At 49.6% G+C, this 20,083-nt stretch carries 20 protein-coding genes; 2 read left to right on the top strand and 18 right to left on the bottom strand.

Features of this window, described 5'->3' with window-relative positions:
• Nucleotides 1–8: 8 nt before the first annotated feature.
• A complete protein-coding gene (locus tag V6L81_RS12950) occupies nucleotides 9–284 on the bottom strand; it encodes an integrase (RefSeq protein ID WP_141228830.1) in 276 nt (91 codons plus the stop codon).
• A gap of 166 nt (nucleotides 285–450) precedes the next feature.
• On the opposite strand from V6L81_RS12950, the gene V6L81_RS12955 reads away from it, so the two are divergent.
• The gene (locus V6L81_RS12955) at nucleotides 451–1,005 is read left to right on the top strand and encodes a nucleotidyltransferase family protein (protein WP_095025677.1); all 555 of its coding nucleotides are present in this window, start codon (nucleotides 451–453) and stop codon (nucleotides 1,003–1,005) included.
• 72 nt (nucleotides 1,006–1,077) lie between these two features.
• Nucleotides 1,078–1,578, top strand: coding sequence for an AAA family ATPase (locus V6L81_RS12960; protein ID WP_095025676.1), 501 nt, complete (start codon nucleotides 1,078–1,080; stop codon nucleotides 1,576–1,578).
• Between the two features lie 39 nt (nucleotides 1,579–1,617).
• Here V6L81_RS12960 and V6L81_RS12965 read toward each other — a convergent pair whose 3' ends face one another.
• From V6L81_RS12965 to V6L81_RS13045, 17 genes are all read right to left on the bottom strand, one after another.
• Complete coding sequence (locus V6L81_RS12965) at nucleotides 1,618–2,406, bottom strand: nucleotidyltransferase domain-containing protein (protein ID WP_095025675.1); 789 nt, start codon at nucleotides 2,404–2,406, stop codon at nucleotides 1,618–1,620.
• 791 nt (nucleotides 2,407–3,197) lie between these two features.
• A complete protein-coding gene (locus tag V6L81_RS12970; protein WP_095025674.1) occupies nucleotides 3,198–3,899 on the bottom strand; it encodes a DUF6977 family protein in 702 nt (233 codons plus the stop codon).
• Nucleotides 3,899–5,512 (bottom strand): DarT ssDNA thymidine ADP-ribosyltransferase family protein, encoded by a 1,614-nt coding sequence (locus tag V6L81_RS12975; protein ID WP_338659997.1) that lies wholly within the window; start codon nucleotides 5,510–5,512, stop codon nucleotides 3,899–3,901. The genes V6L81_RS12970 and V6L81_RS12975 overlap by 1 nt, the downstream gene beginning before the upstream one ends.
• A gap of 101 nt (nucleotides 5,513–5,613) precedes the next feature.
• Nucleotides 5,614–6,204, bottom strand: a complete 591-nt coding sequence (locus V6L81_RS12980; RefSeq protein ID WP_338659998.1) for a hypothetical protein — start codon at nucleotides 6,202–6,204, stop codon at nucleotides 5,614–5,616.
• Nucleotides 6,205–6,552: 348 nt separating this feature from the next.
• Entirely contained in the window at nucleotides 6,553–7,869 is a 1,317-nt protein-coding gene (locus V6L81_RS12985) for an undecaprenyl-phosphate glucose phosphotransferase (protein WP_338659999.1), read from the bottom strand.
• Nucleotides 7,870–8,222: 353 nt separating this feature from the next.
• Complete coding sequence (locus V6L81_RS12990) at nucleotides 8,223–8,864, bottom strand: winged helix-turn-helix domain-containing protein (protein WP_338660000.1); 642 nt, start codon at nucleotides 8,862–8,864, stop codon at nucleotides 8,223–8,225.
• Between the two features lie 86 nt (nucleotides 8,865–8,950).
• Nucleotides 8,951–9,655, bottom strand: a complete 705-nt coding sequence (locus tag V6L81_RS12995; RefSeq protein ID WP_338660001.1) for a helix-turn-helix domain-containing protein — start codon at nucleotides 9,653–9,655, stop codon at nucleotides 8,951–8,953.
• Between the two features lie 202 nt (nucleotides 9,656–9,857).
• Nucleotides 9,858–10,172 carry a VanZ family protein gene (locus tag V6L81_RS13000; RefSeq protein ID WP_404824671.1) on the bottom strand — a complete coding sequence of 105 codons (315 nt, stop codon included), beginning with the start codon at nucleotides 10,170–10,172 and terminating at the stop codon, nucleotides 9,858–9,860.
• Nucleotides 10,173–10,228: 56 nt separating this feature from the next.
• Nucleotides 10,229–12,316: a YjbH domain-containing protein gene (locus tag V6L81_RS13005; protein ID WP_338660003.1), complete on the bottom strand. Its 2,088-nt coding sequence runs from the start codon at nucleotides 12,314–12,316 to the stop codon at nucleotides 10,229–10,231.
• Nucleotides 12,313–13,062, bottom strand: a complete 750-nt coding sequence (locus V6L81_RS13010; protein WP_338660687.1) for a capsule biosynthesis GfcC family protein — start codon at nucleotides 13,060–13,062, stop codon at nucleotides 12,313–12,315. The genes V6L81_RS13005 and V6L81_RS13010 overlap by 4 nt, the downstream gene beginning before the upstream one ends.
• Before the next feature lie 14 nt (nucleotides 13,063–13,076).
• Nucleotides 13,077–13,736 (bottom strand): YjbF family lipoprotein, encoded by a 660-nt coding sequence (locus V6L81_RS13015; protein WP_338660004.1) that lies wholly within the window; start codon nucleotides 13,734–13,736, stop codon nucleotides 13,077–13,079.
• A 13-nt stretch (nucleotides 13,737–13,749) separates the two neighbouring features.
• The gene (locus tag V6L81_RS13020; protein ID WP_338660688.1) at nucleotides 13,750–14,862 is read right to left on the bottom strand and encodes a polysaccharide biosynthesis/export family protein; all 1,113 of its coding nucleotides are present in this window, start codon (nucleotides 14,860–14,862) and stop codon (nucleotides 13,750–13,752) included.
• A gap of 85 nt (nucleotides 14,863–14,947) precedes the next feature.
• On the bottom strand, nucleotides 14,948–15,265 hold the full coding sequence (locus V6L81_RS13025) for a hypothetical protein (protein WP_338660005.1): 318 nt from the start codon (nucleotides 15,263–15,265) through the stop codon (nucleotides 14,948–14,950).
• Nucleotides 15,266–15,545: 280 nt separating this feature from the next.
• Nucleotides 15,546–16,610: a UDP-glucose 4-epimerase GalE gene (galE, locus tag V6L81_RS13030; protein ID WP_338660006.1), complete on the bottom strand. Its 1,065-nt coding sequence runs from the start codon at nucleotides 16,608–16,610 to the stop codon at nucleotides 15,546–15,548.
• An 85-nt stretch (nucleotides 16,611–16,695) separates the two neighbouring features.
• Nucleotides 16,696–17,421, bottom strand: a complete 726-nt coding sequence (locus V6L81_RS13035) for a WecB/TagA/CpsF family glycosyltransferase (RefSeq protein ID WP_338660007.1) — start codon at nucleotides 17,419–17,421, stop codon at nucleotides 16,696–16,698.
• A gap of 195 nt (nucleotides 17,422–17,616) precedes the next feature.
• Entirely contained in the window at nucleotides 17,617–18,795 is a 1,179-nt protein-coding gene (locus V6L81_RS13040) for a hypothetical protein (protein ID WP_338660008.1), read from the bottom strand.
• Nucleotides 18,796–18,888: 93 nt separating this feature from the next.
• Nucleotides 18,889–19,968 (bottom strand): polysialyltransferase family glycosyltransferase, encoded by a 1,080-nt coding sequence (locus V6L81_RS13045; RefSeq protein WP_338660009.1) that lies wholly within the window; start codon nucleotides 19,966–19,968, stop codon nucleotides 18,889–18,891.
• Nucleotides 19,969–20,083: the final 115 nt, after the last annotated feature.

The following is a 20,083-nucleotide window of genomic DNA, read 5'->3' on the forward strand; positions in this document are numbered from 1 at the left end:
TCAGAGCCTCACAAAAATAAAAGCGTAGCTATGTTTAAGTTATTCTGTTGGTCTAACAATTTTCCCAAGCCGATGATAAACTTTTCTTGTGATTCCTCCTTCGGGTGTCCCGGCAGTCGGCTAGCATATTCTAGCCCAATCTCACTGGCGGCTTTAGGCCGAATATCCCTAAATTGGAGTTGTCGACTACTCGCTGCCACTTCATGATTGTCATCACGAACGGCTTGTTTAGCGCCTTTTAAATGAGCCTCAACCCAGCGGTTGCGCAACATTTGTGAACTCATGCATAACCCTCCGGAATTTGTGATTAGTCGGGAGTTCCGAATTCCGCTCAGCATCCGGCGCTCCATCAGGTTGTCTATAAATATACTCAGCTTGGTTGGACTGCCCCCTACACCATAGACATCTACAGCAGGGGCAGCGTGCCGTATTGAAATCTGAGGACTAAAAGTGAAATTGACTCCTGAACGCTTGGTCACGATAGCGATGACCAATCCGATTAACGCGCAGATTGCAGAGCGGTTGCCTTCGCTTGGGCTGAGCCAATGCATGCTGACAGCAGGCTGTCTATTTCAGGCCGTCTGGAATCACCACTCGAGTCTGCCACCGGAATCAGGCGTAAAGGACTACGACATTTTTTACTTCGACACGGATCTGTCCTGGGAGGCCGAGAACGACGTTATTCTCCGTACCCAGCAGCTTTTCCAGGATCTGGGCGCAAAGGTTGATATCAAGAATCAGGCTCGTGTCCATCTCTGGTACGGTGAACGCTTTGCTAGGGCTTATCCTCAGCTTGAGTCGGCCAGGGACGGAATTGACCGGTATCTAGTTGCGGGTACCTGCATTGGCCTGGACCCTGGTACGGGTGAGGTGTATACGCCTTATGGGTTGGATGATGTCGCACTGGGGTATCTGCGGCCCAACACCAAAAATATCCAGCCTGACTTGTTCCATCAAAAGACCACAAGCTATCAGTCGCGCTGGCCGTGGCTGCGGATCGTTTAGTCCAGCGGATAGGGCCAGAGCCTGTACACGTTGACTAAAACGATGGTTGATCTATCTCGATAGGGGAAACTGATGCTCATTGTTTTTAGCGGCCTGCCGGGCACCGGAAAAACAACTATTGCTCGCGCATTGGCGGCCAAGTTGGGGGCTGTCTATCTGCGTATCGACAATATTGAGCAGGCAATTCGTAATGCGGGAGTCTTGAGAGATGAAGTCGGTCGCAGCGGTTATTTTGTCGCGAATGAACTGGCGCTAAGCAATCTTGGGCTGGGGCAAACGGTCATAGTGGATTGCGTCAATCCCGTTGCCGAAAGCCGGGAAGCATGGCGCGAGATTGCCAGTAGGGCAGGTGTCCCATTAATGGATATTCAGGTGATTTGCTCGGACCAGGATGAGCACCGTCGTCGTGTGGAAACCAGGCAGGTCGGTGTCCCAGGACTGACTCCCCCAACTTGGCAATCTGTCCTGAGTCATGAATACGAAGTGTGGGACTGCGTGCCTTTTACTGTGGATACTGCAAACATGCCGGCAGATCAGGCAGTGGCGTTAATCAGAGGGAAACTTTCTGGCTGAGCGGTGACACGTGTTGAGGGTGGTTCAGTATTTTGACGCTCATCCCCACGTGTCTTTCAGCACTGAACGAAACAGGTCTGAAAGTAACGGTTCTACTTCTTTGCGGTCTCCACGTTGTGGTTTGATGCTTTCGAGCCGCTGCAGTTCACGCTCAACGAATTGTTGGATCGGTGCAATCTGGGGGGATAGCCCCATTTCTGGTGATGCTCGTTTGAGCATAAGCAAGTCGTCTATGGCCTGCTGGAGCGCTAGCTCCCGGTCGATCACAACGCGCAGTTTTTCAAACTCGATAGGGGCGGGCTTGCCAAATTCTTCAAGCCAGCGGACTGATAACAACGGGCGAAGCACGTAGAAGTACTTTTTTAGTGGTACTTGTGGGCCTTGCAAGTACCCCCTGTAATTGGTCTTGGCCATGCTGCGGTAGTGGTAAATACCGCTCTCGACCGAGTAAACCTCGGGTAATAACGCCTTAGCACGTTCGTGGAATGATCCGGAGCGTTCGTACACGATTGTCGACTGCACCCACTCAACAAACCCGGGGTTGGACTTCCAGAAAAGCCTCAGGGCTTTGCGCAGATCCCAGCCATTGATATCCATCTCGTCAATGATCGGGTACTCAATGACGTCACGTTGCTCTTCAAGGCCAACAGAAAGATACCAGTCAGGTTTATTGACGTAGATGAGCCGTGCGTCGTAGTCGCTATTGGGAGACGCGAACCCCCAGGCCCGGCTTCCTGACTCAACGGCCAAAAGCACTTTTACCTCATGCTCTTCCTCCGCACGGCGAAGGCGCTGTCGGACTTCCTCCCTAACTGCTGCAGAAACCATTACCTGACCCAATTAAGTGATATTTGACTTAGACGCTACTGCGCAGAAATCAGACTGTCTAGGGGGGGGGCGTTCCAGGCTGGTTAGTTACTTCGTTAATGTATGTTTCATATTGAGAATCGAAAAAAAGTACTACATGGACGCTCTAAAACGGTTCCGCATCCAAAATCCGGATGGCTCAAAATTAGTTATTTCAGCCTGTCGATACAAACTCAAGTGTGGTTCCGTAACGATCGTAACTATATGAAAATAAACAATATTTACCGTGGAATGCAAATCCGCCCACGCCGGTTCGATTCCGGCTTCGGCCTCCACCTTCGAAAGCCCCGTAGATCTTGGTCTACGGGGTTTTTTTATGCCTGCGATTTGGCGGATCACTTCCGCAATTTTTCGGATCGCTTGCGCAACCTGGGGAATGACCTAAATCCTGCGGCTTGTGGTCAGCTCGATGAAGTCAGCGTGGTAATTGTTGGGGATGCAAGTTGTTGAAGGCTAGGTGTTAAGCGGGAGGTGGAGCGCTCGTACCTCACTTTTTCGAGCGTCACACCACCTCTGACAAGATTGCGTCTGCTTGCCGTTTCTTCGACCCGCCGGCCTTGGGGCAAAAGCGTGTCACCCTGACATAACGGACTAAAACCCGAAGGGTTGGTCGGCAATCTTTGAGCGCTGGCTGCGGATTATGGGCATTCGTCGATACCGAGCTGCAGCAGCCGGTTTTGACAGAGGTGCTCTTTGTCCAGCCATGGCTTGTCGATCTCAATGGCGCAGGCCAAGCCTGTGCCTGGGCACACTCAGAAAAGCCGCCCCTGCGACAGGTCGTCCTGGTGCGCGCTGATCACAGGCCTGGATCCTAAATAGCGGAGAAAAGCTCCTGGCGACTCGGTGGCCTGTTCGAGGTGGTTTCTCTGCTGCAGGGAAACGAAAAGTGCAACCGAGTAAGCCTGGCAATTGATGGATTTTTGCGGGCTGAACTCAATGTCGGTGAACGCAGAATATTCGGATAGCTGATCCGCCAGGTCCGCCCGGTGTTTCAGCGCGCTGATATACAGCCAGTCATAAAACGCTGTTTGCGGTTCCAGAGGCCATTGCACGTTGGCGAAATCAAAGCCTGTCAGCCTGCCAGAAACACGCAGCCGTTCATCTCGCTTTGCCTCGCGGGAGGACATTGCATAGATATCGGTGAAAGGCCCACCCTGAACGAATACCTTGCTGCCCTGGAAAGCGCATTCGACACTCAACGAGTGACCGAGCACCGAGTGAGCAAAGCACAGATTGAAAGCACTGAGGGCGGCGCCCAGAGGTTCTGTGGATTTAGTGGACACCTCCAGCACCTTATTTATACCAGGTATTGCATGGGCTGCCTGATGCAGTGCGGTGACGGATTTCTGCTTCTGGGACAGGCTCAGACCTGCAAACCATCGAAAGTCCAGGGTCTGTGTACGCACCAGCGCTTGCCCATCAAGGTCAGGGATAAAAACGGGTCTGCTGGCCATCAATAAGTCCATCCGGTTTTGCGCGCATAAGTTCTTGCGCCGAGAAAGCCGTGGCTCTCAGTGTGCAAGTGCGCAGGCTTGCCCGCAATGCAGTCTTTATACGTTTGTAGGTTGTGCGGGTCACTGAAAACCACACCATTGATAAGCTCGGGTAGTAACGTGTCGAAGATTAAAACCTCGGCTTGTACATCCGTCGGGTCGTAGGGCCGCAATCTGCTGTCCTCTCGAGAGGGCAGGGTACTCAGCGGCATAAAAAGGCTGTCGAATGCCGCCAGGGTTTTAAGGTCGCCGAGGGGGCGTTGGCGAATTCGGTGATCTGCTGCGTTGTGATTGCAGAATGCCGTATCCAGTGACCATAAGGCGCAGCGATCAATCACAAGAACGGCCCAGCCTTGTTCAGGGCTTTTCCAGCGGTAACTGGCGAACATTTTGTCATTGGGATGGCCGATAGACAGGCAAATGGCATGGGGCTGACCTTCAAGGCGCAGATGATCGTTAAACCTGAAGTCGATCTGTTTGTCATTAAGGGTAGTGATGGAACACAGGCCATGCTGCATGATCGAAGGCAGGTTTTCGACGCGAGTGAAATGAACCAGATAGGGGAGTTCCAGCACCCGCGCGCGAGTCTGGAGCGCTTGTTTTAGCAGGAACCCTGGCAAAAAGCCGATTGATTCACGGCCCTGTAACACGGGTGTCGGGCGATCCGCCGTTGATGTCTGGACCTTGCCCAATACGGCTCCGAACGTAAGGCGCGCAAGGGGTTTGTGGGTGAATTCAGCCTGGCGAGAAATGCACGCCCAGGTCTCGTGGCCGCCCACCTTGCTCAGCTCATCAGCCATGGCAATGCGAAGAGGGAGATCAGCCCAGATTTGCTGAGCAATATCGCTGAAAAACCTGTCGCGTTCCCCTTGCAGCTGGCGTTTTTTGGCCTCTATGGCAATCGCCAGTGGGTTATCACCCTCCCTGGGGGCGCTGGAAAAATCGATGTGCCTCCACTCGGGCAGTGGCGCGGCTACAGCGGCGTTGGCACTGGAGTCGAGCGCTATGGTGTATATGGCCTGCGCTTGCAGATAATGCGCCCAGGCTTTCTCGCCATGCTCCTGGCGCCAGGCAGCCAGCTTTAAAGCCGCGTGCGAGCGCTCCAGCGCTTTTTCGGTGCAAAGCTTCTCGGTAAACAAGACGGCTGCGAGCGAGGCGGTTGCCTTTTGAACCTCAAGGCTCAAACAGACCGAGTCGTTGAAGGATGAGAGTGCATTGTTTAGGGTGTCGAGCGAGCGAAGAAAACCGCCGTCCGTGGGTGGACTCTCAAGAGGCGTTGAGGCTACAGGCACCAAAAGCAGCGGCGGGGTCGGCGTAGGGCCGGATACTGCAGGCCTCTTTTCGGCAGGCGTTGTTGCAGGTGCCTCTGCGGCGTGGTTTGTTTTGCGCTTCAGAAACCAATAACAGCCTGCCCACAGGGTAAACAGTTGGAGCAGAATCACGCCGGGCAGAAACCCGTTCGAGAGGCTGAATATGGACCATGCACAACAGACAATAACCAATGACTTTTTACCCAGGCGGCGCGCGAGGTAAAGAGTAGAAATAATCAAGATCTGAAAATAAAGAATGGCCATCCATTGCACCTGACAGCTGGGTAAGGGCTGCCCTCGGCACCCGGGGTAGCAGGAAGGGGCCGCCTGACGGCAAAACAGCGAGCGTTAAAAAGTGCCAGGGGTTAATCGACAAGCTCTTCTGCAGCTTTTGCTGTGACCTGCAGGGCGGCGTCGGGTATTGGAACAGTTGCCTGGGTATAAGGCGTTAAATCCCCTGATGGCCAGCGCTGGAGCCGGTGCATCTTTAGCCGAACCCATAGCCAATAGCTGAAGCTCAGGAACGCAACCCCGGCCCCTATCTGCAGGCTGAGTGTTTCCAGCAAGGGCACACCCTTTTGCGCATTGGCGCCATACCAGGACAGTACAGGCACCGCCAGCAAGGCCCAGGTGGCGAACCAGGCCAGCACGCCGGCAAGCAAGGTTCTGACAATCATTTTGTAAGGGCTGCTGATTGCGCGATTGCGCAGCACGTTGTGCTCTTGGCCGGCAGGCCGTACAGCGGCGATAACCAGCGCTTTATTGAACCCGGGGGCGTAAAACCAGACCCGGCTTTTGCCACTGCGGTCAGCGCCCATCAGGTGGTGATAAAGGTCATGGGTCATGGCCAGGCGTTTGGCCGTGCGCCCATTGATACGGGCAGTGAACTCGTCACGGTGAAAGTCTATTTGTTTAAGATCGGTTACTACGCAGTCCGTATAAAAGAACTTCGGCACACAAAACATCCTGTTTGGGTGGGGCTTGCTTAACGGGTTGATATCATATCGCCATGCATGTTTTCTGTCGAGACGATGAGGTTGTTTTGTTGAGTGGTTAGAGTGGGTTAATTAGAGAATTAATTGGCGCCAATTTAATGGCTGTCAACTAAAGATGGATAAGAGTATTGAAGTTGCTATTGCGGAGGGGGTGTTGAGTGCGAATATGAAGGAAGAGTCACGGAGGGAGTAAGGGGCGGGAGGTACGGGGGGAGTGAAGCTATTAAGTGGGTGGGAGCGAGCCTGCTCGCGAAGTTTTAAAGAACATCGCGGGCAGGCTCGCTCCCACAGAGGTAGGGCGCTCTACTGTCAGTAAATATCTTTCGAGATCAAAGTCAGCGGGGTCTTGATCATAATTTTGATATCGAGCCACAATGACCAGTTGTTGATGTAGTCGAGGTCAATTTCTACTCGCTTCTGCATCTTTTCAATGGTATCGGTTTCACCACGGCAGCCACTGATTTGCGCCAGACCGGTAATGCCGGGCTTGATACGGTGACGGGCCATATAAGCGTGGATCTTGCCGGTGTAATAGTCGTTATGGGCAACGGCATGAGGGCGAGGCCCCACTAATGCCATATCGCCATGTAACACATTGAACAGTTGAGGCAGTTCGTCCAGCGAGGTACGGCGGATAAAGCGGCCAACGGCTGTTACGCGTGAATCGTTGCGGCTGGCTTGCTTGACGTGTTTGTCATCATGAACTTGCATGGAGCGAAATTTCCACACCTTGATCACCTTGCCATTCCAGCCATGGCGATGCTGTTTAAACAGGATCGGGCCAGGGGAGGACAACTTCACGGCAATGGCAATCCCTGCAAGCACCGGGCTTAGGCAGATAATGGCCGCCAGTGACAGCGAGCGCTCCATCAATGCCTTGCTCAAGGCTGCAGTTGGATAGCTGGTAAGCGGGCTTTCATTCAAATGGATAGCAGGGCGGCCGCCAATTTCACTGACCGAATGGTTAAGCAACATCATGCTGTCCAGGTCTGGTACCCAGACAACGTCGACATTCAAATCAAGCAGGTCAATATACAGTGCTTCAATACGCTGGGCTTCTTGCAGGGACAGCGAAATATAAAGCCGGCGGATATTATGTTCGGTAATCAGTGAGCGTAACTGGGTCAGTTCACCCACGATAAGTGGGGAATTGGTCGCGTCTTCAAAGGGGGAAGCGCTGACCACTCCGACTAATGGAAAGTGGTTTTGTTCAATAAAACTGTCAGCCAGTTTCAGGGCCACACCATCAGCACCAATAATAAGGCTGTTGTAATGATGGTTATTGCGCTGGTGATAAAACCTGGACAGTCGATGCAGGATCAAATACGGCGGCACTTGAATCAGAAAGCCCAGGGCGGCCCAGCTGAGCAGGGTTCCCCGGGAAAATAACTCGCCGGATTTCGTTACGAAACCGATGGTGCACAGGCACGCCAGGGTCAACATCCATCCAAGAAACAGGCGCACACAGCCGTTAAAAAGGGAGTGCCTTTTGTAGTAAACATGGGTGGCAGAATAGGCGGGCACTGATACCAGCAAGGTCAGAACGGCGAGGATGCGGTAATGGAAATCGACGCTGCCAAATTTGGTATAGACCAGTGCTACCAACAAGGCGATGACAAAGGCCATGGCGACAGACCACTGGCCCCAAAAAGTCAGCCCTCTGGCCACGGTTTTACGATCTAGACGTGTATGAATCAAGGTAGCAGCCTTGTGATAATGACTTGACTATAGGGGAGCAACTGACATGAATAAATCACAGCACTCTTCCATGTGCAGGCGTTGAGTGGCGCTATATCTGTAAAGCTATCGGCCACACGAAACGTTGATAATAAAGGTTCTCAGTAACAAGGGTTCGACGTTTTATAACAAGGCATTAAGCGGATGTTATTTTTAATAGAGCGATAAAATACGACTTGCAGTGATGTCGATATAATGGCTAATTGCCTGTATCGGTAAGTTGCGTGATTGCTTTATGCCAGTTATTCGGCCATTTGCACATCTTGTACCAGGCAATAACCGCGGTTGCGTACCGAGCGAAACAGTCGCTCGCCAAAAACACCTTTAAACTTGCTCTGGAGTCGGCTGAGGCACATTTCCAGACCACTGTAGCTGTATGTATCTTTATTGATGCCGATAATAAGTTCCTGTTTGCTGCAAATACGCTCATCTCTTTGGGCCAGAGTCTTGATCAGCAGCGACTCTATAGCAGTAAGCTGTATGCAGGTGTGGTTATTGCACAGGCGATGTGCTGCTGAGCAAAACAACCAGGTATCAGGGCTGTTGGAATAGCGTGCGCTAGGCGCAAAGGCTGGAGAGGTCAGGGGAGTTTTCAAAGGAGGAATAACAGTCAGGCCCAGAGAGCAGGGGTGGATGTTCAGCAAGTGAGGCTTTATTGCCGTTATCAAGCTGGCTGCGTTAGATACATGATTGTTAGCAGGCACCATGCCACGCTGTGCATTTACCCAGCTATCCAATTGCAGCGTACGCCACTGCGAACTACTGCGTTCGCCGGTCTGTTGGCTAGCAGAGCTTTGTTTAAGGGCTGCGCTGGGTAAGCTATATGCAATCCAATTGTTATTGGCCGAGGGTATGTAAGCTGAGTATCTGAGTGTTACCTTCATGCTTCAACGTCTCCATTCGTCGGTGTCAGGCGGGTGCCAGTTGGCGAACTACAGCGCGCTGCAGCGCAGTTCATGAAGTAATTGTTTTATTCCTGAATAGTGCCCCGACGCAGTCGATAGCCGAATGCGCGAACACTAAAGATCAATTCCAGGTGGTAGTATTTTTTTATCTTGGTTCTCAAGCGGCTAATGGTTTTTTCCAATGCTCGCGGGTCATAAAATACAATATTGGGGTCCAGGGTTTTAGCAATGCTGTCCTGACTCAGTGCATGCTGCGGCGCCTGTAACAGTGCGTCGATAATGATCATTTCAGTGTATGAAATATCAATTTTTTGACTGGCGCTGCATAATAAAAGCCGAGTGCGGTCAAGGGTTAGGTGGGTAGTTGTGGTCCAGTGTGACTCCGCTAAAGTGCGTGACAGTAATGCCTGCTTTTCCAGTGGATCCACCGGTAACTTTATACAGTGATCGGCGCCGGCAAGATAATAATGGGTGCTGTTGAACGATTTGTTATGGGTTACCAGTATATAAATACAGGCGGCGTCATTGATTGTACGGATATGCTTAAGCAGCTCCAGGCTGTCATTAACAGCTTCAGGAGCATTCACCTCAATAAAAGCGGCTTCTGTGGTACTAAAATCGCAAGCCATATTCCCCAGCGTGTCGCAGGCGTCGAGATGCCTCACTTCAGCAGTGACAAGCTGTTTTATATCATCGACCAGCGCTTGGCTATAGACAAAATTAAGCGCTTTGGGGGCCTGAATATCGGTAGTGCATCCTGCAGCAAGCATATCACCTAACCCAAGTACTTAGAGGCTGTGGGATTTTGCCATACAAGACAATAGTGAATCAGACATTTTATAACGTTTACTACATTTGGTGTTATTTCTACTGGCAATTATCGAGCTTATGCATATCGAAGGTCGATTTATCGAGATAAACCGCGTTGTTGGCAGTATAAATGAGCGTATCTAGCATGAATTCACACATTATTCAATGTAACTTTTCAGGTAGCGAGAAGCGCGAAGCTACTAGCAGGCCCAGTGCCACCCCGGCGGTATTGGCAAGTGAGTCGTAAAACGACGCCGTGCGCAATGGAATAAGGGCCTTGGCATATTCAATCAACACCCCGACCAGTACGCAGCCGATGGCGATCCAGTGCAGCTTGACAGGCAAAAACGCAAGGCGGCAACTGAATGCCAGGACGAAAAAACCAATAAAGTGATGCAACTTGTCTTCCTGGCCATAAAGCTCTGGAATCGGCTGGCTGCGCAAGCCTGTAAACAGTAGGCCAGCGCACACGGCCATAAATAGCAGTGCACGCAGCCAAAATGGGAGATCAACCAGGCGCTGAATCAGCGGCTTCACTCGCTGATCTTCTCGAAGTTCTCATAGAAGGCATCACGATTGCGGCCATCGGTCATGGTATGCAGCGAGTACTGGCGATGCAGCATGGCGCCACCGTCTCGAGTCAGCGGGGCCCAGGCGATATTGGCACGGCTCATGGTCGACACACTCATCATCTCGTCAAACGGAATCGAGATATAGATGCCTTTGTCGAAACTACCTTCGCCGTATTCTTCCTTGGACGCAGTGGTACGAGTCACCCAGCCACCGAACTTCACGCCATTGGTGAATTCGCGGGAGATATCGATGGTGGTACCCCAGTCGCGGGCCAGATAACGGCCGACGCTGACTGCGGCGTCCAGATCGAAGGGCAGCTTGGTGTAAGTGGTGACATGACCGGTTACTGTCCGGTAATCACGCAGGCCAAAGCCCTGGTCAAAGTCCCGTTGGCGCACATAGTTCAAATCGGCACCGATCGACCAGCGTTCGCTCATGGGGCGATACAAGAGTTCACCGCCGACACCGGCATACATGGACTCCAGATAACCGCCATAGACCATGCCATACAGATCCTGATCCAGGCGTTTTGCCTTGTTAAGTTGCAAGGCGGGCATGGTGATATCGGAGGTGGTCACATACTGGCGCACGTCAGTGCGTACACGTGGCAGATTGCTGGATGCATCATAGGTAAACTTGTCATAGTTGTTCAGCAGGTTTGCACTTATCCCACCACTCGCCCAGGTACTTGGGGTAAAGCGGTATTGCCCTTCGGCATAGGCGCTGATCTGGTAGAGCAGGAAACCGTCTGGGCCACCCATATTTTGCTGGTAGCCCAGGCCAAAGCCATAGGTAAAGGGGTCGGGCTTGTGCTGATACAGGGTTTTATCATAGTGGGCCGTGGCGCGATTGACCTCGGTGGTGCGATGCAAATTAACCAGATCCTGTTCGTTATTGACCACGTCGCGAAAGGTCGAGCGCGGGACGCTGATTTCTTCCACAGGCATGTCATAACGCTTGTTCACCATGGTGAACCACTGGATCTGGTCGTTGGCGGTATTGTCCAGAATCCGGCTGGCCCGGCCTGCACCTTTGGCGGTGTAGAAGTACTTAGATTGCTCACCATATACCATCAGTTCGGAATCACGCTGGGCGATTCGCTCGACTTTATAGCCGGCATTGCTCTCCAGTTTTTTCGAGACCTCGGCCCAATCAACCTGGTCCAACCCTACAGTTGGCGCATTGGTTGGCAGCGGTTGGGCAGGTGGGTCGTAGGTTTTGGCTGGTGCCTTGCGGCTGACAAAATTAGTATGCAGGGTAATACCGAACAGGGCTGTATTGCCTCGCTCCCAGCCTGCAGTGAGGTCGATATTTTCATTAAGTTTGTAGACTGCACCGATGTTAATGGGGGAGTCTTGTACATGGCTGCTGTTGAGTGGCTCATGTTTGTAATCGTTGCCGTCGAACTCTAATTTCAGACTCAAGGGCGCCCATGGAGTTTGATACACAACTCCTCCGAACAGGCTAGGCGAACCTCGGAAATACGAACTCGTATTAACATTACCAGCATTGCTATTACTGCTAGCAGGACGAGAGTCAAATCGGTCATCGATATAGCTCAGCGGATTCTCAAAGTCCCCTCGGTTGCCGATATAGCCCCAAGCTATGCCTAGACTGAAATCAAAATTATTATAGCGCTTGTTTGCCACAAAATATTCACTTGAAAACAGGCCGGTACCGCCGATATCCAGAAATCCCAGTGCAACCTCAGGGAGCCAATGGCTTTCTTGCCAGAGTCGAGCTTTAGCATCGACTGCTTTATCCTTATAGCTCTGGTTACCGCTAAATGACTTTGGGCCATACATGCGGTCTGTAATAGCAGTATAGCGAAACGTTCCTTCGAGCCACTCAAGAGGTTGCAAAGACAGGCTGTAGCGAGAATAAGGCTCTGTACGATTCGCGTTAAGGCTTAATTCGCCGGCCGGGGCCATACGTGCGGTGGGTGTTTGCAGCAGGCCAACACCACCAAAGTCATTCTGGGTATAGCGCGGTTCCGCATGGGCCAGGCTATAAGGTAACAAGGCGACAACAACAAAACGTAACTTCAAGGTGCAACCTCAGCCAGCGGTTGGGTGGCGAGGAATTGCGCCAACTGCTCGTTTAAATCAGGTGTGGGCAAATCGGCATTGTCATTGCGCACGGGCACCAGAATCTTGCTGCCCGCCACGGCATACACGCCGTCCTCACGGTTCCAGGCAGCAATGGCAACACGCTTGTAAGTGCCATCAGGGTGAATCAGCCACAGGAAATCCGACTCGGCCTCTTTTAGCTGCGGGCAGCTGTCAAGGTAGTCGCGTACTTGCTGCAGAGGCTGATAGGGCAGGGTACAGTCGTGCTCCACGGCGCCCAGCACGGTCACGCTATTGGTGCGCGCCGGGTAACTAACCTTGTCGCCATCACTCACCAGGTAGTTGTGGGCAAAGCCGACTTCCAGCGCGACGGGGTCCAGGTTAACCACCTTACGGCCAGTGACAGGCAATTGGCTGATGTCCTGGTGCAGACGTGCCGCCACCGCCGCGAGGCCATGGTTGTTACTGAGCAAGGCGCCGCGTTGCAGCATTTTCAGGTCAAACAGCACGCCTACCTTGAGCCGTACTTGCTTCTCAACTTCCGGTTGATGCAGCCATGCGGCTGCCAGCCAGTAGCTTTCCGGATTGGGTTGGGCCTGGCTGATCACATCCAGCAAACGCATACCGGGTTTAAAAGCCACGCTGACGGGTTTTAGCACATCCCCGCTAACAGACACGGCGGCCTGACTGATCGCGGTATGACTAAGCAGCACGCACAGGGCCATTTTTTTCAAAGAGATCACTGGGTAGCCTCCCAGTCAGGGCGCAGATGGACAATGCGTAGCTCAAGCCCTGGCGTAACATATTGCTCGCTTTGCAGGATCACCCCGTCTTCGGGTCGCACCCAAAAATGGTTGGTGCCGCTAAAGCCCAGTGCCGGAACTTCAAATTTTTCATCGATGCGCTGCAGCACATAAGGCTTGTCAAGAATGGTCACGGTTTCCAGGCCTTTACGCACAAAGCGGCTATTCACCGCCAGGCCGACCTGTTCACCCTGATAGATATCGATCCAGCGCGTGCTGCGCTCGCCATCCGCCACATGCTGCAAACCGCGCTTGAATGGTGACTGCCCGTCGAAACGGGTGCCATCCAGGGCGGGTTGCAGCCCGGTGGTACGAACCACCAGGCCGTTACGAATCAGCAATACTTGCTTGCCCGAGGCGACCCAGTACTGCAGGTCACCCTTCTGGCGAAGCCTGGCCATAACACCTTCACTGGAAGGTGTGGTCACCAGGATTTGCGCATAAGGCACGGCCGCGACATCGGTTGCTGTCAATTGCAGCGGCTCCACGCCTTGAACGGCAGCCTTGAAAGTATCGAGTGAGCCTTGCATCAGCGGGCTACAGCCACACAGCAGCAGGCACGCCACCAGGCATGAGCGGTTACGAAGAATTTTCAAAACGGCTCAAACCTTATCGGCTGTTGGCTTCACTGAGGTTGTTACCGGCGGCGGCGCTGGTACCCAGAATGGTGGCCGATGGCAGCAGTTGGCTGATCAGGCGGTTCCAACGGGTGACCTGAGCGGGGCCAACGTAAACGATGTCCTGAGGCTTGAGTTCAAAACGGTTGGCAATCGCAAAGGCAACTGGTGACTCGGCATCCAGTTGGTAGACCTTGGCCGGCTGAGTATCGATATTTTCAGCGCCACGAATCACATACAGTGCATTGCCGTTTGAGGTGGTTTGGTTCAAACCGCCGACAGAGCCGATAACATCAGCCAGGCTCATGCGCTTGGTCTTAAATTTCACGGCTTGAGGCGCAAGGACTTCGCCCATAACATAAATCTTTTTGCGATCGTTATAAGGCAAGTACAACTGGTCGCCATCTTTAAGAAACACATTGTGCAACTGCGCGCCTTGGCCGTTGAGCGAGTCCAGATCAAGCGTGTATTCGCGACCGCCACGCGTGAGTACAAGTCCCGAAAGATCAGCATTCAGGGGATCAATTTCGGAGGCTCCCAGTGCTTCCACAACACTCACCGGGGATGTAGTAATAGGAATCGGGCCTGCCTTGATCACAGCGCCAGCGAGGATTGCCTTTTGGCTGGCAAAACGCAAAACGCTCAAATCAACCTGTGGACTGTCAACGTATTGCGCCAAACGCTGGGCAATGGTGGCGCGCAATTCTTCGATGGTTTTACCCGCAGCATCGAGCTTGCCGATATACGGGTAGAAAATAGTGCCGTCCGGCCGCACCAGGCGACCATTCGCATCAATTTGTTGTTGCGGGCCCGAGGGCGCCGTCAGCTCAGGATGGTCCCAGACGGTGATATACAACACATCGTTGGCACCGATCCGGTAGGCCTGAGGCTTGAATGCCAGCAATTCTGCCGGCACCGAGCTTGACACGTAAGTCGCCGCGTTTTGCGCAATCAGCTTCGGAGTGATAGGGATCAACTCGACCCGACTGCTTTCAGGTGAGCCTTCAGTTCCGATCTCACTGGTATCCAGGTACTGACCGGGCGCAAACATACAACCTTGCAGGGCGAGCCCTGCAAGTACCGCGAGCGACAAACTACGAATCATCATTGAGGACACTTGTAAAGGAAACACATCAAAATCAAATGCCTGGAATTTCCAGGTGGTTTAGTCCTTTCGACCTGGCAGGTACTTAGTTGGTACCGGTAGTGCCTGTGGTACCGGTAGTGCCTGTGGTGCCAGTAGTACCGCCGTTGCCACCACCGCCGCCACCACCGCCGCCCGAAGCTGCGGCTGCAATACCGGCTGCTGCGGCAACACCTAAACCTACTGCTGTTGTGGTGCTAACGCCACCCAGTACGCCGGTTTCGGTAGCTAAAGAGGTACCCGAAGTCGCATCTGCCGCTCCTTCTTCTGCGACAGGTGCGTTTGAAGTGGGGGCAACAGGCTCGGCTGCAAATGCAGAAGCGCTCAAGGCCAGGGCGAGGGCGGAAACGATAAATTTGTGCATGGGAAATCCTTTTGGTAAATAGACTGTGTAGATTGTAGTGCTTGAGTGCTCATATCAGATATTACGAATTTAGGCTTTACAGCGCTCAGGTGATAAATGACACGAAAAAAATTGCTCCCAAGCGGTTTTACTACAGAGATTATATTTCATAATAACACACTCAGAATACCTGCGTAGAGCGGTTCGGGTTGCTGACTTTTTATAACGCATCTGTTTACTTGTGGCGCTTGAGTCGTGGCAAGATGCCATTGGACTTTTATCGTAGCTGATCTTTAACAAATCAGCCACCATAGCCCTCTGGATTGGCCTGTTGCCAGCGCCATGTGTCGGTCATCATTTCCGTCAATCCGCGATTAGCTTTCCAGCCTAATTCGTCGGCAGCTTTAGTCGGATCGGCCCAGCACTCAGCAATATCACCTGGGCGACGCTCAGCTATTTGATAGGTAACTGCTTGTCCGCTTGCCAGCTCAAAAGCTCGGATCAACTCCAGAACACTGTAGCCGATGCCTGTGCCAAGGTTCCAAATGTTCACTCCGGTTCTATTGGAAATAGCCTTTAGTGCACTTAAATGTCCATCAGCTAGATCTAATACATGAATGTAATCACGTACACCAGTTCCATCATGTGTTGGGTAGTCGGTACCAAATACTGATAGAAACTTAAGTTTTCCGATAGCAACTTGGCTCATGTAAGGCATAAGATTGTTTGGAGTGCCATTTGGAGCTTCGCCTATCAATCCACTCTGGTGTGCACCTACTGGGTTGAAGTAGCGGAGTAGGGCAATGCTCCATCGTGGATCTGACTTCGCTAAAGACTGTAAAAAGTCCTCAATGATTAACTTGGTGTGGCCGTAAGGATTAGTTGGCTCCGCTGTAGGAAAGCTTTCGCTAATCGGCATTTCTTTAGGGGTGCCGTAGACTGTTGCTGATGAGCTGAATACTAAATTGAAAACTTGGGCGTGGGCCATGGCTTCGCACAGATTCACGCTACCAACCACATTGTTCGAGAAGTAGTCGAGTGGTTTGACAACACTCTCGCCTACAGCTTTCAATCCTGCAAAGTGCAAGACTGCACCAATCGAGTGAGTGGTGAACAAATGATCTAGTAGTTTGCGATCTCGCACATCACCTTGAATAAATTCTAGGGTCTTGCCAGAAATTCTTTGTACTCTTGAAAGCGATTCAGCTGAGCTGTTGGTGAGGTTGTCAAGTACGATTACATTAAAGCCAGCATTAAGCAGGGCGAGGGTGGTGTGTGAGCCAATGTAACCAGCGCCACCAGTTACAAGGATCTTAGATGTTATGTTCGAGTTCTGATCACTGCTGGGCGGAGTATTTATTAACATTCTATACTTTTCTCCATGCGAAAGAAGTGTGTTGTATAAGCATGTGAAATTGCCTGCCCTGTAGTGGTGTTTGCGTGAGTGAGGATTATAGTAAACTATTCAGGGTATTTTCTTTTATGAAATGCTTGTGTTTTTTGTAAAAGGTCACATCTAGTATAAAAACAATAAGAAACATGGGGTAGTGTAAAGCGTATCGCTTTAATAGCTTTGGCTCATCAATAATTCGATATAGCCAGCGTAAGTTAAGTTTATTGAACCAAAAAGGATAATATTTTATTCCCGTTTTGGCTGTTTGATGGAAAAAACCTCCACAGGTGAAACCTGATCCAATCCAGCCTGACTCTTTGAGTTGTAGGATGAAATTCTCTTGGTGTGGAGTTCCCATGCCGCAAATCACTATGTCAGGTTTGGTTGATGCTAACTCTGTAATTACGAGTTCTTTCTCTGTTTCGTTTTTGAAGAAACCAGATCTACAACCGATTATGTTTAATTTTGGATATTCCGCTCTAAGTATTTTTGCGGCCTGATCGGAAATACCTTCCTCGCCACCAATAAAGTAAACAGTCTTTGTCTCATTTGATGCGTGTTGAAATACCCTTGGCGCTAATGATGTCATGTCAAAGCTGACGCGAGACTGTCTTACTCCTATTGCATTCATTAACTTGGAAAGTACGATCCCGTCGAAGTAAATGTTATCAAAGTTTGAAAAAGTTTTAATGTTTTTTCTAGCTACAAGGTAAGAGTAAGGGTTCAAAAAAGTTGTTAGGCTTGATCTGGGTTCTTTAATTGAAGGTGCAGGTGAGCTGGGCAATTTTTGACTCTCTAGGATACTTCGGATGCTGGTATTTAAATCGTAATCGTTCGCTGGTGTTTATTAGGTTTTTAGAGGGTGGCGTTATAGTGACGTGAGTAGTGGTGTTTCAAGATGTATTAACTTGCTTGTGGTTCGAATTGCATCAGTGTGATTTTTATGAGCGCTACAGAACTAGCTTTGATGACAAATGATCTACTTTGATGTCGACATATTATCTTTTTTGGTGCTTTTTGGAGTTTGTTTGTATGAGAACGCTATAGCCAGTGCTATTGCTGAAAAGACACTGTTGACAGATGAGACTGATACTCCTGAAATCATTAGCACTCCAATAATGCAGTATTTTTGCCTATTTGTATAATTGGCTGATCCAAGTCCTGTCCATATAAATCCTAGCATTAATAGCAAGGCTATAATTCCTTGGTCAAAAATTACGCGTAATAAGTATGCGTGCAAAATTACGGAGTAGCATTCTCCTGTTCCTGCAGAGCTGAACATTCCTTCATAAAAGGACAGGCTTGCACATGATTGCGGTGATAACGGTGTAAGGGGGACACTGCCAAATAAGTAATTAAATACACCCCAGCTCCTTATTTCATTTAGAAATACCATCATAAATCTGTAGCGGTCAATTTCTTCTAAGCCGCCGCCTGCAAGTCTTTCGGAGAAAACTATGTATAAAATCCAAAGCAAAATTGCGAGTGCAATAAATGATAAGATAACTTTGGCATCTATTTTTTTAATAAAGGTAGCACTATATACGATTAGTAGTGCAAGAAGAGCTGATCGAGACCCGGAAATGACTACTATAAATGCTAGAGTTGAAAATGTAAGGAGTTTATATTTCTTTATTGTTGGTGTGGCTAAGTAATATATTATGAGTAGCAGTATTAGTTCGAAGTTGTTTTCTAAGTATATGCCGGGCCTCGTTGAAAGTCTCTCGTCCAAGTGAAGTAGGCGGGAGTAGCTGTATTTGGCCAGGAACATTGCTAAGAGGAAGTATAGGATTGTTTTGATTTGCTTTTCGTTAAATTTATCTTTTCCTGCAAATAAGCTTAAAGGAATAATGTAGTAAAATGACTTGTAGGCTTGTGCAAAATCAAAGATGTTTGCTGGCTTCAACAAATGCATTACGAGGAAGCTGGATATCAAGTAAATTGAGCTTATGATTATAAATGAATAATATCTCTCTGAAGTTCCTTTGGCGGCTAGAAGTGCAGCGATGATTAAAGTGATTTCGAGTATTGGATTTACGGGGAGCAAGTTGTATTTGTACGGGGAGATGATGCCCGTGATAGCTAAAAAGAAAAGCATTAATATTATCAGAAATGATGAGCTTTTGTAATGCAGGAATGCATCTGGCTTTATTCTCAAGTTGCTTTCTCGGTATTGTTTTTGATCTGTTAAAATAAATGGTTCATTTGCAATATGGCAAGTTCCCGCATTCCGAATACGAGTTTTTGGCTTTTAGTCGCTTTTTGATAGATTTTTTAAGAGGGGTATTGTTTTGTCTATTTGAGAGAAGAAGGAGCTCAAAGATATCTCGGTGAGTGTTTTTTTTCCTTCGATTGTACTGATTAGTGTATCTAGGTCTTTAATTGTTTGTATGTTGTACTTGTCGTATGATGCTGAGTAAACTTTGTCTAATGAATCTGTTGAGTAAAATATGATTTTTGCATTTCTAAAGGCAAGTTCAAGCGACATTGTTGAGAAAGGGGTAACTATTATATCGGTCTCTAAGATTGTCGATAGAAATATTGCTGCAGGAGTATCGATTATTTTGATTTTGTCGCTAGCCAGATCCAAATAATCAGTCGTATCGCGAGGATGTTTCTTTACAAATAAAGATATATTGTCGTTTGCTGATAGCTTAAGTTGTAGGTCTTTTAGAAACGAAAGCTGAGAGTTGTGCTGGTCAATGTAGCCATGATGCTCGAAGGCTTGTGTTATAAAAATGACTCTTCTGGTTTCCATTGAAGGCGTTATGTTGTTGGCGGTCTCCGGGCTTGATATTGGTTTTTCTAACCATGTTGGGCCAACTAATATTATGTTTTTTTCCGGAGTTCCTTTTGCAATCATGTATTTTTTGTTGCAGTCTCCAATTGTTACTACAGTATCGGAGTGATATGGGTTTAAGAAGTCATTATTTTTTAGCTTTAATAGGGCGCAGAGCTTTTCTGAAAAGCCGAACTTGTGGTTTGGGTCGAGGAGTAAGGCTCTGTGATATGTAATGTGTTTAAAGTTGAATATTTTTTGCCAAGCTTTATAGGTTAGTGATGAGTTTGTGAATATGCATTGAGGCTTTGTCGTTAAGAGCAGATATCCGAATAAAAATAGACGATAAGTCTTTATTAGATATTTATTTTTTGTGAATCTCGGTTCCATCACTCTTCGTACTTTATCTGGTGTTTTCAGTTTTTCCTGACCGGAGTGTGTGATCACGAGTATGCTCTCTTGAGCAATTCCGTTAGATAAAGAAATATCCAGCATTTCAAGAACATCTTCGTCAGTACTGGAAGATATGATAATTTTAATTTTTGGTTTCAATTTATCTGCCTGTCTGCAAAGCGTCTGATGATTGCTTTGGTCTTGTCTGTTGTTAATATTTTGGAATATGTACTGAGTGCTTTGATTGTGGGTCACTCTAAAATACTGAGGCAGT

This window comes from Pseudomonas bubulae, from assembly GCF_037023725.1.
Taxonomy (GTDB): domain Bacteria; phylum Pseudomonadota; class Gammaproteobacteria; order Pseudomonadales; family Pseudomonadaceae; genus Aquipseudomonas; species Aquipseudomonas bubulae.